A 13,575-nucleotide genomic window follows, 5' to 3' on the forward strand; every position below is an offset into this window, starting at 1 on the left:
AGGACAGGCGGCATCGGTTGCGCCTTGAATGAAAACGCCGGCTTCGCGCCGGCGTTTTTGCATCGTCAGACCTGACTCCGCATTATTTCTGGGACAGGATCCACTTGACCAGGGTGTGGGCTTCCGCGTCGTTGACCTGCGTGTTGGCCGGCATGGGCACCGGCCCCCAGACGCCGCTGCTGCCCTTCAGGACCTTCTGCACCAGCTTGTCTTCCGCGTCCTTCTGGCCCGCGTATTTGGCGGCGACGTCCTTGTAAGCCGGACCGAGCACCTTCTTGTCGACCGCGTGGCAAGCCATGCAATTCTTGGCCTTCGCCAGGTCGGCATTTGCAAGTGCGGCATTCGATGCCAGCGCACTGGCAGCCAGACCGATGAACAACAGTGCTTTCATTGAAGTTTCTCCAGGGTATCCATATGGGTTATTGTTGCGGGGCTACTTTATCACACGGTGCAAACCGGCCGGGTAGCCGTTACAACGCCTGACAATATGCTGCCGCAAAGGAGTTCTTATGCTGTTGATCGTCCTCATCGTCGGATTGAGCGCCCTTCGATTTTTCGAAATCGGCCCGTTCGCCACGCTTTCCTGGTGGTGGATAGGCGCGCTGTTCGCCGCCGCATTCATCTGGTTCGAATATATCGAAAAAATGCTCGGACGCGACAAGCGCCGTGCGCACGATGAATCGGAACAGGCGAGACGGAAACGGGTTTCGTCGACCTTCAAGAAAAAATAAAAGCCGGGAAGACCCGGCTTTCGGAAAAACGCAGAATCCGGGCTATGCCGGTTCGCCGCCGGCCGGGCCGGCGACGATGCGCTGTCAGCCGGTGACGGCGCCCTTGCTGGCCGAACTTGCCAGCGCAGCATACTTGGACAGGATGCCGCGGGTATAACGCGGCGCCGGCTGCTTCCATTCGGCGCGGCGGCGGGCGATTTCCTCGTCCGGCACGTTCAGCTGGATCAGCTGCACGTGCGCGTCGATCGTGACCGAGTCGCCTTCCTGCACCAGCGCGATGGTGCCGCCGGCATAGGCTTCCGGCGCGACGTGGCCGACCACCATGCCCCAGGTGCCGCCGGAGAAGCGGCCGTCGGTGATCAGGCCGACCGACTCGCCCAGCCCCTTGCCGATCAGCGCCGACGTCGGCGCCAGCATTTCCGGCATGCCCGGCCCGCCCTTCGGTCCCAGGTAACGCAGGATCAGCACGTCTCCCGCCTTGATCTTGTCAGCGAGGATCGCGTCCATTGCCGAATACTCGTCCTCGAAAACCCGGGCCGGCCCGGTGATGGACGGGTTTTTCAGGCCGCTGATCTTGGCCACGCAGCCTTCCGGCGCCAGGTTGCCCTTCAAAATGGCCAGATGGCCCTCGTCGTAGAGCGCCTTGTCGATGGTGCGGATCACGTCCTGGTCGGCGCGCGGCACGTCCGGCACGTCGGCCAGCTCCTCGGCAATGGTGCGGCCGGTGATGGTGATGCAGTCGCCATGCAGCAGGCCGGCCTTCAGCAGCACTTTCATGACCTGCGGAATGCCGCCGGCCTTGTGCAGGTCGGTCGCCACGTATTTGCCGGACGGCTTGAGGTCGCAGATCACCGGCACCTTCTTGCGCATGCGCTCGAAATCGTCGAGGTTCCATTCGATCTCGCCGGCATGGGCAATCGCCAGGTAATGCAGGATGGCGTTCGTGGAGCCGCCCGTCGCCATCAGCACCGCCACCGCGTTCTCGATCGACTTGCGGGTCACGATGTCGCGCGGCTTCAGGTCGCGCTTGACCGCGTCCACCAGCACCCGCGCCGACTCGGCGGCCGAGCCGACCTTCTCGTCGTCCGGGTTGGCCATCGTGGATGAATACATCAGCGCCATGCCCAGCGCCTCGAACGAGGACGACATGGTGTTGGCGGTGTACATGCCGCCGCAGGAACCGGACGACGGGCAGGCATTGCGCTCGATGCCGTCGAAGTCTTCCTGCGACATGCGCCCGGCGGTGAACTCGCCGACCGCCTCGAAGGCCGACACGATGGTCAGGTCGGTGCCCTTCCACTTGCCCGGCTTGATGGTGCCGCCGTAGACATAGATGCTGGGCACGTTGGTGCGCAGCATGCCTATCATCCCGCCCGGCATGTTCTTGTCGCAGCCGCCGATGACGACGCAGCCGTCCATCCACTGGCCGTTGACCGCGGTCTCGATGCAGTCGGCAATGACTTCGCGGGAGATCAGCGAATATTTCATGCCCTCGGTGCCCATCGACATGCCGTCGGAGATGGTCGGCGTGCCGAACACCTGCGGATTGGCGCCGGCGTCCTTGACCGCCTTGATGGCGACATCGGCCAGCTTCTGCAGGCCGGAATTGCAGGGGGTGATGGTGGAGTGGCCATTCGCAATGCCGATCATGGGCTTGTCGAAGTCAGCCTTTTCGTAACCCATCGCGTAATACATCGAGCGGTTGGGACTGCGGGCGACGCCCTGGGTAATATTTTTCGAGCGGCGATTGAATGCCATGATGCCTCCTGGAGCCTGCGTAAGTGAGCCGCTACAGTGCCTTGCCATCAAGTCCCTGTCAAATATATCATTCACGTTTCATCCATATAAATTGCATATCGATGAATCTTGAATTGCGCCAGTTGCGCTACTTTGTCGCAGTCGCCGAAGAGATGCATTTCGGCCGCGCCGCGCAGCGCCTGCACATGACGCAGCCGCCGCTGTCGCAGAGCATCCAGGCGCTCGAAGCACTGCTCGGCACGCCGCTCTTTGCGCGCACCAGCCGCAGCGTCACGCTGACGCCGGCCGGCGCCGCGCTGCTGCCGCACGTGCGCCAGCTGCTGCACGATGCACAGGCGCTGCCCGACCTTGCGCGGCGCGCCGCCGCAGGCGAGTCCGGCCGGCTGTCGCTGGCCTTCGTGTCGACCGCGGACTACAGCGTGCTGCCGCGCTTCCTGCACCGGTTCCGCAGCGCGTATCCGCAGGTGCAGATCGAGCTGCGCGAAGCGACGACCGACCTGCAGCTCGAGGCGCTGGAGCAGAACGAGATCGATGTCGGCCTGCTGATCCCGCCATTGACCGACCGCATGAAAGACCTGCTGGCGTATCGCCGGGTGCTGTCCGAACCGCTGGTGCTGGCCGCGCCGGAGGACGCCGCCGCGCTGCGCGCGGAAGGGCCGGTGCCGCTGCAGGCGGTGGCCGACCTGCCGCTGATCATCTTCCCGCGCCGCATAGCGCCCGCCTTCCATGACGCCATCCTCGGCTGCTACCGGGATGCCGGGCTGACGCCGCGCATCGGGCAGGAGGCGATACAGATGCAGACCATCGTCGGCCTGGTTTCGGCGGGCATGGGCATCGCTCTTGTGCCACAATCTGTCTCCAATTTGAAAAGGCCGGGCGTGGTCTACCGCGCGCTGGCCGGCACGACCGCCGTGATCGAGACCGGCCTGGCCTGGCGCCGGGACAATCCGTCGCCGGTATTGCACGCATTTTTAGAACTCCTCGAAAAGACCACCCTATGCTGATACATCCGATGCCCGACCCGATCGCCATTGCGATCGGCCCGATTGCAATACGCTGGTACGGGCTGATGTATCTGCTGGCCTTCGCCCTGTTCATCGGCCTCGGCCGGCTGCGCGTGAAGCAGCCGCATATCGCCGCCGCGGGCTGGAAGGCCGAGCATCTCGACGACATGCTGTTCTACGGCGTGCTGGGCGTGGTGATCGGCGGCCGGCTGGGCGAGGTGCTGTTCTATAACCCGGTGTACTACCTCGCGCATCCGCTCGACATCTTCGCGGTATGGAAAGGCGGCATGTCCTTCCACGGCGGCTTCCTCGGCGTGATGGCGGCAATGGCGATATGGGGCCGGCGCAACGGCCGCCGGCTGATGGACATCATGGACTTCATCGCGCCGCTGGTGCCGCTGGGGTATGCTGCGGGCCGCATCGGCAACTTCATCAATGCCGAACTGCCGGGCCGGGTCGCCGACGCCACCCTGCCATGGGCGATGATCTGGCCCAATGTCGACCAGCTGCCGCGCCATCCGTCGCCGATCTACCAGGCGCTGATCGACGGCGTGCTGCTGTTCATCGTGCTGTGGCTGTACGCAAGGAAGCCGCGCCCGCGCCTCGCGGTGTCCGGCGTGTTCGCCCTTGGCTATGGCTGCGCGCGCTTCTTCACCGAATACTTCCGCATCCCCGACTACGAAGTGCATTTCGCCGGCGTCACCATCTCGGCCGGCCAGATGCTGTCGGTGCCCATGATCGTGCTGGGCCTGGCGCTGCTCTTTATTGCCTACCGCCGCCAGGGCAGCGCCGCCGCCTCCACCGTCTGACCACTACTCACTCGACAAGATCGAACAAGATCGCATGAACGCCAACCTCTACGACATATTCGCCGCACGCTTTCCGCAGGACCGGACCGCCTGCTGCATCGAAACCGGCTGCGGCCGGCGCTATAGCTGGGACGAGATGGACCGTGCTAGCGCACGCATCGCCAGCCTGCTGGCAAGCCTGGACCTGCCGCACGGCGCCCGCGTCGCGGTGCAGGTCGACAAGTCGCCCGAGGCGGTCATGCTCTACCTGGCCACGCTGCGCGCCGGCCTGGTCTACCTGCCGCTCAACACCGCCTACCGGGCCGCCGAGATCGAGTACTTCCTGAACGATGCCCAGCCTTCGGTGGTCGTCTGTTCGCCGGCCAATGCCGACTGGGTGCAGCCGCTGGCCGACAGCGCCGGCACCCGTCATGTCTATACGCTCGACGAGCTGTGCGGCGGCGTCAACCGCGGCACGCTTCTCGACCAGGCGGCCTCGCATGCGGACCGTTTCGATACCGTGCAGCGGCAGGCCGACGACCTCGCGGCCATCCTGTACACCTCGGGCACCACCGGCCGCAGCAAGGGCGCGATGCTCAGCCACGGCAACCTGTCGTCGAATGCGCTGGTGCTGCGCGACTACTGGCAATGGCAGCCCGACGATGTGCTGCTGCATGCGCTGCCGCTATTCCACATCCACGGCCTGTTCGTCGCCTGCAACGGCGCGCTGATCAACGGCAGCAAAATGATCTTCCTGTCCAGGTTCGACAGCGCGGAGGTGGTGCGGCAGCTGCCGCAGGCGACCGTGTTCATGGGCGTGCCGACCTATTACACCCGGCTGCTGGACGAGCCCGGTTTCGACCGCGCCGCCTGCGCCCGCATGCGGCTCTTCATCTCCGGCTCCGCGCCGCTGCTGCCGGCGACCTTCACCGCCTTCAGGGAGCGCAGCGGCCATACGATACTGGAGCGCTATGGCATGAGCGAGACCGCGATGCTGACGTCCAACCCGTACGACGGCATGCGGCTGCCCGGCTCGGTCGGCAAGCCGCTGCCCGGCGTGGCGATACGTACCGCGAATGCGGAAGGCCATGCATGCGCGGTCGATGAAATCGGCGGCATCGAAGTGCGCGGCCCCAATGTGTTCAAGGGCTACTGGCGCATGCCTGAAAAGACCGCGGAGGAATTCACAGCGGACGGCTACTTCAGGACCGGCGACGTCGGCCGCTTCGACGCCAACGGTTACCTGTGGATCGTCGGACGCAGCAAGGACCTGATCATTTCCGGCGGCTACAACGTCTATCCGAAGGAAGTCGAAGCGGTCATCGATGACGTCGACGGCGTGCTCGAGTCCGCTGTGATCGGCGTGCCGCATGCGGACTTCGGCGAAGCGGTGGTGGCTGTGGTCGTGCTTGAACCCGGGGCCGGCGCTGCCGTCGGCGAGGCCGGCATCATCGCCGGCCTGAAGGAAAAAATCGCGAACTTCAAGGTGCCCAAGCGCGTGCACTTCGTCGATGAACTGCCGCGCAACACGATGGGCAAGGTGCAGAAGAACGTGCTGCGCAGCCGCTTTGCCTGATGGGCCGGGCAAGCGTCTTTCATCGTCTTGCCGGCAACGCGCAATAACAGTTCATTTATCCGCGGCGGACGCAATGCGGTCAGCGCAGACAGCCGCCTGATGCGTTTGCGCGCTAGGGTTTGGAGCGGGTATCGGCCGCTGTCGCAGGCCGGTCCAGCAGGCGAAGGATGTGACGCCAGTCGGCGGCTTCCACCGGCGTGATCGACAGGCGGCTGCCCCGCTGCAATATCATCAGGCCCGCCAGTTCGGGGTCGGCCCGCAGTTCGGCCAGCGGCAGCACGCGCGTCTTGCGCAATGCGCGTATGTCCACCATCTGCCAGCGCGGCGTCTCGGGCGTGGCTTTCGGGTCATGGTAATGACTGGCCGGATCGAACTGCGTCGGGTCCGGGTAAGCGGTGCTGGCCACTTCGGCAAGGCCGACGATGCCGGGCACCGCGCAGCCCGAATGATAGAACAGCACGCCGTCGCCGACATGCATCGCGTCGCGCATGAAGTTGCGGGCCTGGTAGTTGCGCACGCCGGTCCATGCAACCGTGCTGTCCGGCGCGGCCAGCGCGTCGTCGATGCTGACTTCTTCCGGTTCGGACTTCATCAACCAGTACCGCATGCCTGTGCCTTCTCCCCGCAAGGTATCAATCGCAAAAAATGGACGAAAAAAAAGCGACTGCATCAGGATGCAGCCGCTTTGGTATCAAGTCCCGCCTGTGCCGCTTTGCCGGCATCCCGAACCATGAGGTTCAAGGTGGTCACAGTCAGTTCAACTTCGGGTTCATCGGACTAGCGACGCTCACACCCGTCAAACTATATTCCGCAACCTATGCACATAAATGGTTCAAGGAATATATGGCAATGGCTAACACGGCAGGAGTGGCTAAGCATACGCTAATCGAGTCGCATGTCAAACCTTTTGGCGCGAAAAACTCCAGGGCTTATTTGGACGCAAGGGCGGCGTCCAGCACCGCATGCATCGCGCCGATTTTCTGCTTCACTTCCGCCATGCTCTGCCCGGCGAGCGGCCCTTGCGGCGCCTTGGTGGCCAGCAGTTCGGCAGCCATGCCCAGCGCCGCGATGACAGCGATGCGGTCATTGCCCTTGATGCGGCCGGCGTCGCGGATCACCGACATGCGCTGGTCGAGGTAGCGCACCGCCTGGAGCAGCGCGCCCTCCTCGCCTTCCTTGCAGGTCAGCGCGAACGACTGGCCCATGATCATGACGTTAAGCTGGCTCATGCGACTTCCTCGTCATGCGGTTCTTCGGGCTGTTCGATTTCGGGTTCCGGCGCGGGCAGCCGTTCGAGCACCGCGGCCATCCGTTCATGGGCTTCGCTCATGCGGGCGGCAAGGCCGGCCTTGTCGGCGGCAAGCGCTTCGATCTGCTGGCGCAGTTCAACGTTTTGCTGGCGCAATGCCTGCGTCAGCTGCACCAGTTTGCTGATCTTGTCGGAAAGTAGGTCGAATTCTGAAATCATCCCGCAACTATAGTGGGCGCGATAAAGTAACGTCAATATATTCCGGCAATACGCATCGTGCAGTCATCTGCCGCGAACTTGCATTTACTGCGCCGGCAAGCCCGGTCCGCGCGCGCCGGGCCGTTTCCGCCATTCCCCTTGATATCCTGCAATGGGCCGCCGGCTAGGCCAGCTCCCAGAACCGCCCGTCGACCGTGATCAGCGCCGAGCGGACGGTGCGCTCGCCGAACACTGCGCGCAGCGCCGAACGGTACTGGGCAAGCTGGTTCGCATAGCCGGCCCGCTGCACCTCGAGAAAGGCGCGCTTGTAATCCAGCACCCATACCTCGTCGTCGAAGACCACGACCCGGTCCAGCCGCAGCAGGCGGCCGGCCGCGATCACATCCATCTCGTTGTGCGCGGCGCGGTAAAGCGCCGGATCGAAAAACCGCCGCAGCTCCGGCTGCGCCAGGATGACGCCGGCCTGCTGCTGAACGACCTCGGCCAGGGCAACGGCACAGCCCAGCCAACGCGCCACCGCGGCGGGGTCGGGAAGCTGCACCGGCCATTCGGCGCCGTCGGTCAGCCGTTCGAGCAGTGCATGCAGCGCGATGCCTTCGTCGATGGCGGCCGCCGAGAACTCCGGTTCGGGGTCCGGCTGCGGCGCGCCCGGCATCGGCTGCGGCGCGAACAGCGCAAGGCTGAACTCCTGCTCGGGGCCGGACAGGCCCGGCAGGCCGGCGCCGCGCGGGACCAGCAGCGGCGCCGCGCCCAGCCTGTCATACCAGCTCGCCTCGACCACGCCGTCGGCGCCAGCGCCGCGCCTGCCGGCCACGCCGCTGACGATCAGCAAGTCCCTGGCCCGCGTTGCCGCGACATACAGCAGGTTCCAGTCCTCCTGCTGCCGGAAGCCCTGCTCTTCCGCGAACAGCGCGTCGCGCGCGGCGCCGCGCTGGTCCTGGCGGGCGAAGGCGGAGAAATGGCGCGGCATGTCGGCATCCTGCGGCCAGTCGCACAGGATGCCGACATCGTCGCGCGCCGGCTCGCTGTGATTGGCGTCCATCATCACGACGATGCGCGCCTCCAGTCCCTTGGCGCTGTGTATGGTGAGAATGCGCACGGCGTCGACCGCCGCGTCGACGCTGGCTTCATCGGGCGCCTCGTTGTCCAGCCCGTTCTGCAGCACGCGCAGCGCATCGATGAACCTGGGCAGGCTGGGATAGCGGCCGGCGTCGAGGTTCAGCGCCAGCGCGGTGAAGGCTTCGATATTGCCCAGCACCTTGCTGCGCGAGAGCGGCGTGGCGGCCTGCGCATAGCGCGCGACAAGGTCGCCCTCGTCCAGCATCCGGTCCAGCAGGTCGTGGACCGGCAGCCGCGCCGCGATCGCCAGCCAGCGTTCCAGCAGCATCGCGGCGCGCTGCAGCGCATCCGACGCGCCATCCTGCGCGATCGCCTGCAGCCGCAGCCACCAGTTCGCCTCGGTGCGCTGCGCGATGGCGATCAGGTCGGCGTCCGACGCATCCATGATCGGGCTCTTGAGCACGTGGGCCAGCGCGCGGCTGTCGCCCGGCGTGATCAGGAAGCCCAGCAGCGCGATCAGGTCCGCCACTTCCAGCGACTGCAGCAGGCCGCCGCGCCGGTCCGAGAGGAAGGGAATGCCGGCTTCGCGCAATGCGCTTTCATAGGCAGCCAGGTGCGTGCGCTTTTTCACCAGCAGCATGACGTCTGACCAACGGGTCGTGTCGATTTCCTGCATCGCCTCGGTGATCGCCGCGGCGACGGCCCTGCCTTCCTCCAGCCTGCGCGCATCCTCGTCCTCGGCGCGGGCAACGGTCAACGGGTCGCGCAGCACCGTCGCTTCCGCGGCTGCAGCCTGCGGCTCGGCTCCCTGCGCCTCGGCCGCCTGCACCAGCGGCAGCCGCCATACGATGCCGGCATCGCCCGCCAGCGTGGTCTGCGGCGCATACAGCGGATTGCTGCCCAGGCTGTCGTTCAGCAGCGCGACGATGGCCTCGCGGTTGCGCCGGGTCTGGTTGGTGCGCAGCACGGCCGCGCCCTGCTCGGCCAGCATCGCGGTGGCGGCGGCGAACACCCGCGGCTCGGCGCGGCGGAAACGGTAGATCGACTGCTTGGGATCGCCGACGATGAACACGCTGGGCTGGGACGCCTCGTCGCCATAGGCCGACAGCCAGGCGCGCACGATGCTCCATTGCAGCGGGTTGGTGTCCTGGAACTCGTCGAGCAGGATGTGGCTGTAGCGGGCATCCAGGCGGCCCTGCAAGTAGGCCGCATGCTCCTCGCTGTTGAGCAGCCGCCAGGCCTGCCATTCAAGGTCGGAAAAATCGAACACGCGGCGCTCGGCCTTCAGCGCCTGGTAACGCTCGAGATAAGCGGCGCCGACGGTAAACAGCGCTTCGTTCAGCGCCAGCACCATGCCTTCCCGGCTGCGCCGCTGCAGGCCCCAGAGCGCAGTCGCGAGCGTGCCGCACAGCAGCTCGAACATGGCGACGCCGCCGTCGCCCAGCTCGCGCTCGATCGCCGCCAGCAGCTTGCCGCGCCTGTGGTCATGACCCTTGGGCTCGCCCTTGTCGTCGCAGAACTGCGCAAGCAGCTGCTCGAATGCGGGCAGCGACGGCCCCTCGCTCATCGCCTGCTCGATCAGCCCGGCGCGTTCGACGTTGCGCTTGGCGCCTTGTCCCAGCAGCGCGGCGACCTGCCAGATGGTCTGCTGCAAAAGCTCGCTGTCCCAGACCGACAGGCGCGGGTCAGGCTCGTCGGCGCCGCACTGCGCGCGCAGCCAGGACAGCGGGTCGCCGGCCTTGTTTGCGGCCCACCATTCGGCGCGCTTGCCGGCGAAGGCCTCGATCAGGCGGCGCGTGTTCCAGTCGCCGACCTGGTCGTAGAGCGCCAGCAGCGCGGCGCGCACCGGCGCCATGTCGGGCTCGTCGAGCGACTGCATCAGGCCGTTGTACGCATCGGTCATCAGCTCGCCGCTGTTCTCGGCCATCGCATAGCCGTGCGGCACGTCCGACGACAGCGGCGCCAGCTGGAGCAGGCGCGCGAACCAGCTGTGGAAGGTGTCGATCGACAGCGACTGTCCGCAGGACAGCACGCGTTCATACAGGCCGCGCGCAAGCGGCATCGCCTCGGCCAGCTCGCGCTCCTGCACGCCGCGCTCGACCAGCAGCATGCGCACCGCCGCATCGGACTGCAGCGCCAGGTCGCGCAGCAGCAGCATCAGCCGCTCGCGCATTTCCTGCGCGGCCTTGCGGGTGAACGTGATGGCAAGCAGTTCGGACGGCTCGGCGCCCGCCAGCAGCAGACGCAGCATGCGCGCGACCAGCAGCCAGGTCTTGCCGCTGCCGGCGCAGGCTTCCACCGCGACCGAGCGCGCGGGGTCGCAGGCGACGGCGATGAAGCGGCCGGCGTCGACCGCGTCGCCATCGATCTCGTAAGCGCGGGCCGCCATCACCAGGCGCCCTTGCGGCACAGGCCGCGCACTTCGCAGTACTGGCAGACGCTCCCGGCGCCGTTGGCCGGCAGCGGCGCGCCGTCGGCGACGGCGGCCATGCTGGCCAGGATATGCGCGCGCAGCGCCTGCTGCGACTCGGCATAGCGCGGCGCCTCGGCCTCGCCGGCCTTGTCGCGGGTGGGTTCCAGCGCGACATAGCTGGCGCTGGCGACCGGCTCGTCCGACAGCAGGCCGTAGAACGCCAGCTGGTGATCCTCGCCATCCTTGAGCTTGCTGCGCAGGCTGGCGGCGTCGCGGGTCTTGTAGTCCAGCACCGCGCGCTCGCCGCCGGCATTGCAGTCGATGCGGTCGATGCGCCCGTGCAGCGTGACGCTGCCGCCGCCCCATTCCAGCGTCCTCTCGAAACGGCGTTCGCCCATCACGAACTGCCATCCCTGCGCCTCGCGTTCATTGGCCCAGGCCAGGTAGGCCGGCAGGGCTTTCTGCCAGCGCGCGTAATACGCGATGACGGCGCTGTTTCTCGCCAGCGCCTCGTTGAACACCTGGTCGGTGCATTGCCGCAGCAGGCCTTCGCGCTGCTCCTGCGGCACCGCGCCGGCCAGCAGCGCGCCGTGATAGGCATGCAGCACCCGGTGCAGCCAGTCGCCGTAGTCGCGCTTTTCGGGCATGTCGGAAAACTCGTCGAGGCCGGCCAGGCCCAGCATGCGGGTTGCGAAAAACTGGTACGGGCAGGCGATGAAACTGTTGTAGCCGCTGGCCGAGAGCCGCTGCGGCAGCAGCGCCGGGGCCGACGGCGCCGGCGGCGACGGCGGCGACGCGCGCAGGCGCCGCGGCGTGGACTCGACCTGGTGCGTGCGCAGCTCGCCCAGGCCGGCGCGCGCCAGGCTCAGCTGCAGCCGTTCTATCCAGACGCTGACGGGATTGGGCTCGCCGTCTTGCTGCGCCTGCCAGGACAGCACGACCGCCGGATTGGCCTGGAGCAGGCCGGCGAAGTCGCGCAGCTGCTGGCGCTGGCGGCTCTCGCGGGTCGGCAGGCCAAGCTCGCGCCGCACCGCGTTGGCAAAGAACAGCGATTCGTTCTGCGCCGACGGCAGGTGCCGGGCGTCGGCCCCGACCAGCAGCACCGCGTCGAAGCTGCGCAGCCGGGCGGCCGCCAGCGGCAGCATCAGCACGCGGTCGTCCACCGCCGGCGCGATGAAGGGCGTGGCTTCCATCTGCAGGCCGACCAGCGCCCGCCACTCGCTGAAGGAAAAGGCCGGCGTCACCGCCGCCGACTCGGCGTCGAGCTGGTCCAGCATGCGCACCACCTGGACGCCGGCGGCGTCGGCTTCGAGCACGTCGCGCATTTCCAGCTCGACCATCGCGGCGTCGGTCACCTTCACCCAGTCGTTCAGCGACTTGCGTCCGGTGAAACGCTGCGCCAGCTGCTGCATCTGCGAGACCGCCGCATGCGCCGACGGCACGGCGCGCAACGCCAGGCGCACCGCGTCCCAGCCGCCGGCGACGTTGGCCGCGCGCAGCGCCAGCTCGGCTTCCAGCACCAGCGCGGGCTTGTCGGCATGGTCGGCCAGCACGAACGGCGATTTCAGCAGGTCCAGCAGCGCCGGCGTGCGGGCGCGCGTCGCGACCACCTCGAACCATGCGTGCAGCGATGCCGCGGCGCGCGTGGTGGATAGCTTCCAGCCGGTCTCGTCGGTCACCATGACCTGCGCCCGTTCCAGCAGCGCCCGGATGCGGCGGGCGACCACGCGGTCCTGGGCGACGATGGCGACATGGCTGCGGCCCCCGGCCAGCCAGCCCAGCACGGTGCGCGCGCCGCTGACGGCCTCGTCCTCCATGCTGGTTGCGGCCAGCACCGACACCTGCGGCAATGGCTGCGGCGCGACGCGCGCGGCCTCCTCGCCGGCGTCGGACAGCACTTCGGGCCAGGCCGCGGCGCAAACCGGCGCCACGGCGTCGCGGCGCCAGTCGGGCAGCACGGTCAGGACCGGCTGCCGCTCCGCGCATGCGGCCAGGAAAGCGCGCTCGCAGGCGTCGGGCTCGCTTCCGGCGATCCAGACCAGCGGTTCCTTCAGCCGGCCAGCCAGCAGCAGCATCCGGCTGAAGCGGTCGGTGCAGCCTTCGTTGTGGTCGAGCTGGTTTTTCCACAGGCTCCAGACCATCTGGCCCTCGTCCGACAGCAGCGCCTGCGCCGAGGGCGGCAGCTGCGCCAGCGCGGCCTGCCACAGCGCATCGGTCGCTTCGATGCTGTCGCGTATCGCCGGCAGCAGCGTGCAGTTGAGTTCGTCGAACAGGGTCAGCAGGGTTTCGGCCAGCGGCAGCAGGTCGGTGTTGCGGCGCGCGCTGAACAGCTTCTTGAGCCAGGCGTTCTCGCGCAGCTGCGCATACAGCGTCATCAGGCGTTCGCTGCCGCCCTGCTGCGGCCGGCTGCTGTCCGGCGGCAGCAGGTCGAGCCAGGCCGCCATGGTGCCGGTGCGCGGCGGGATCAGCGCCGGGCCCAGCCGCGCGACCAGCGCGCGCTGCAGCAGCCTGCCGTGCGCGAAGCCGGGCGCCAGCACCCGCAGCCCCGACAGGTCGAGCGGACTGCGCCTTTCCGGCAGTACTTCCTGCGCATGCGCAATGAGCGCATCGGCCATGGACGGCCAGAATGCGGGGTCGGAGGGAAGCAGCAGCGTACGGTTGGGCATTAAGGAAAAACCGGGAGGATGATCAGGGCACAGCGCATTTTAGGCGAGCCCCGTGGAAATCCGGTAGGACTGTCACACAAATCTTGAAAATCGGTTATGATTTCCAGAAATC

General features: G+C 67.0%; 11 protein-coding genes and 1 other RNA gene. 4 read left to right on the top strand and 8 right to left on the bottom strand.

Annotation, left to right across the window (positions count from 1 at the left end; all coding sequences use genetic code 11):
* Positions 1–82: 82 nt before the first annotated feature.
* Entirely contained in the window at positions 83–391 is a 309-nt protein-coding gene (locus QOL82_RS09015) for a c-type cytochrome (protein ID WP_283441924.1), read from the bottom strand.
* A gap of 118 nt (positions 392–509) precedes the next feature.
* Here QOL82_RS09015 and QOL82_RS09020 point away from each other — a divergent pair, with 118 nt between their 5' ends.
* Positions 510–731 carry a TIGR04438 family Trp-rich protein gene (locus tag QOL82_RS09020; protein ID WP_283441925.1) on the top strand — a complete coding sequence of 74 codons (222 nt, stop codon included), beginning with the start codon at positions 510–512 and terminating at the stop codon, positions 729–731.
* An 84-nt stretch (positions 732–815) separates the two neighbouring features.
* On the opposite strand, the gene ilvD is transcribed toward QOL82_RS09020, so the two are convergent.
* Entirely contained in the window at positions 816–2,489 is a 1,674-nt protein-coding gene (gene ilvD / locus QOL82_RS09025; protein ID WP_283441926.1) for a dihydroxy-acid dehydratase, read from the bottom strand.
* A 101-nt stretch (positions 2,490–2,590) separates the two neighbouring features.
* On the opposite strand from ilvD, the gene QOL82_RS09030 reads away from it, so the two are divergent.
* The 3 genes from QOL82_RS09030 to QOL82_RS09040 are packed head-to-tail and all read left to right on the top strand — an operon-like array spanning position 2,591 to position 5,857.
* On the top strand, positions 2,591–3,493 hold the full coding sequence (locus tag QOL82_RS09030; RefSeq protein ID WP_283441927.1) for a LysR family transcriptional regulator: 903 nt from the start codon (positions 2,591–2,593) through the stop codon (positions 3,491–3,493).
* A complete protein-coding gene (gene lgt, locus QOL82_RS09035; protein WP_283441928.1) occupies positions 3,487–4,302 on the top strand; it encodes a prolipoprotein diacylglyceryl transferase in 816 nt (271 codons plus the stop codon). The genes QOL82_RS09030 and lgt overlap by 7 nt, the downstream gene beginning before the upstream one ends.
* A gap of 34 nt (positions 4,303–4,336) precedes the next feature.
* Positions 4,337–5,857, top strand: coding sequence for a malonate--CoA ligase (locus QOL82_RS09040; RefSeq protein ID WP_283441929.1), 1,521 nt, complete (start codon positions 4,337–4,339; stop codon positions 5,855–5,857).
* Between the two features lie 112 nt (positions 5,858–5,969).
* Here QOL82_RS09040 and QOL82_RS09045 read toward each other — a convergent pair whose 3' ends face one another.
* From QOL82_RS09045 to QOL82_RS09070, 6 genes are all read right to left on the bottom strand, one after another.
* On the bottom strand, positions 5,970–6,464 hold the full coding sequence (locus QOL82_RS09045) for an EVE domain-containing protein (protein WP_283441930.1): 495 nt from the start codon (positions 6,462–6,464) through the stop codon (positions 5,970–5,972).
* Between the two features lie 84 nt (positions 6,465–6,548).
* Positions 6,549–6,728, bottom strand: a non-coding RNA gene (gene ssrS / locus QOL82_RS09050) — 6S RNA.
* Positions 6,729–6,786: 58 nt separating this feature from the next.
* On the bottom strand, positions 6,787–7,086 hold the full coding sequence (locus QOL82_RS09055; protein ID WP_283441931.1) for a cell division protein ZapA: 300 nt from the start codon (positions 7,084–7,086) through the stop codon (positions 6,787–6,789).
* Entirely contained in the window at positions 7,083–7,325 is a 243-nt protein-coding gene (locus QOL82_RS09060; RefSeq protein ID WP_283441932.1) for a DUF904 domain-containing protein, read from the bottom strand. The genes QOL82_RS09055 and QOL82_RS09060 overlap by 4 nt, the downstream gene beginning before the upstream one ends.
* Positions 7,326–7,488: 163 nt before the next feature.
* Positions 7,489–10,773 (bottom strand): UvrD-helicase domain-containing protein, encoded by a 3,285-nt coding sequence (locus QOL82_RS09065; protein WP_283441933.1) that lies wholly within the window; start codon positions 10,771–10,773, stop codon positions 7,489–7,491.
* A complete protein-coding gene (locus tag QOL82_RS09070) occupies positions 10,773–13,463 on the bottom strand; it encodes a PD-(D/E)XK nuclease family protein (RefSeq protein WP_283441934.1) in 2,691 nt (896 codons plus the stop codon). The genes QOL82_RS09065 and QOL82_RS09070 overlap by 1 nt, the downstream gene beginning before the upstream one ends.
* Positions 13,464–13,575: the final 112 nt, after the last annotated feature.

It is taken from the genome of Noviherbaspirillum suwonense (assembly GCF_900182955.1).
In the GTDB taxonomy this organism is placed as follows: domain Bacteria; phylum Pseudomonadota; class Gammaproteobacteria; order Burkholderiales; family Burkholderiaceae_D; genus Noviherbaspirillum_A; species Noviherbaspirillum_A suwonense.

Bases quoted from the DNA above. Each gene is read 5' to 3' on its own strand.
- QOL82_RS09015 (WP_283441924.1), bottom strand. From the start codon at position 391: ATGAAAGCACTGTTGTTCATCGGTCTGGCTGCCAGTGCGCTGGCATCG.
- QOL82_RS09020 (WP_283441925.1), top strand. From the start codon at position 510: ATGCTGTTGATCGTCCTCATCGTCGGATTGAGCGCCCTTCGATTTTTC.
- ilvD (WP_283441926.1), bottom strand. From the start codon at position 2,489: ATGGCATTCAATCGCCGCTCGAAAAATATTACCCAGGGCGTCGCCCGC.
- QOL82_RS09030 (WP_283441927.1), top strand. From the start codon at position 2,591: ATGAATCTTGAATTGCGCCAGTTGCGCTACTTTGTCGCAGTCGCCGAA.
- lgt (WP_283441928.1), top strand. From the start codon at position 3,487: ATGCTGATACATCCGATGCCCGACCCGATCGCCATTGCGATCGGCCCG.
- QOL82_RS09040 (WP_283441929.1), top strand. From the start codon at position 4,337: ATGAACGCCAACCTCTACGACATATTCGCCGCACGCTTTCCGCAGGAC.
- QOL82_RS09045 (WP_283441930.1), bottom strand. From the start codon at position 6,464: ATGCGGTACTGGTTGATGAAGTCCGAACCGGAAGAAGTCAGCATCGAC.
- QOL82_RS09055 (WP_283441931.1), bottom strand. From the start codon at position 7,086: ATGAGCCAGCTTAACGTCATGATCATGGGCCAGTCGTTCGCGCTGACC.
- QOL82_RS09060 (WP_283441932.1), bottom strand. From the start codon at position 7,325: ATGATTTCAGAATTCGACCTACTTTCCGACAAGATCAGCAAACTGGTG.
- QOL82_RS09065 (WP_283441933.1), bottom strand. From the start codon at position 10,773: ATGGCGGCCCGCGCTTACGAGATCGATGGCGACGCGGTCGACGCCGGC.
- QOL82_RS09070 (WP_283441934.1), bottom strand. From the start codon at position 13,463: ATGCCCAACCGTACGCTGCTGCTTCCCTCCGACCCCGCATTCTGGCCG.